A 505-nucleotide genomic window follows, 5' to 3' on the forward strand; every position below is an offset into this window, starting at 1 on the left:
GGGCCAGTTCCTGCCCGTGATCGAATCGTCCGGCCTGATGCCGGAAATCGGCGCATGGGTGCTGGGCGCAGCCTGCCGTCAAATGCGCGACTGGCGGGTGCTGGCATGGCAACCGTTCCGGCTGGCCGTCAATGTTTCGGCGAGCCAAGTGGGGCCAGATTTCGACAAGTGGGTAAAGGGCGTGCTGGCCGATGCCGGGTTGCCCGCCGCGTATCTTGAAATTGAGCTGACCGAATCGGTTGCGTTCGGTGATCCGGCGATCTTCCCCGCCCTGGAAGCTTTGCGACAGATCGGTGTGCGCTTCGCCGCCGACGACTTCGGCACCGGCTATTCCTGCCTGCAACACCTGAAATGCTGCCCCATCAGCACGCTCAAGATCGACCAATCGTTTGTCGCCGGACTCGCCAACGACCACCGCGACCAGACCATCGTGCGCACCGTGATTCAGCTTGCGCATGGGCTTGGCATGGAAGTAGTGGCCGAAGGCGTGGAAACATCGGCGAGT

1 protein-coding gene is annotated in these 505 nt (G+C 62.6%); it reads left to right on the top strand.

The window, feature by feature from the left end; translation table 11 throughout:
- Nucleotides 1-505, top strand: a 505-nt coding sequence (locus tag R8N49_RS30845; protein WP_318190913.1) for a cyclic diguanylate phosphodiesterase, incomplete at both ends; no start/stop codon positions are given.

The organism is Vibrio sp. 1978, assembly GCF_033344345.1.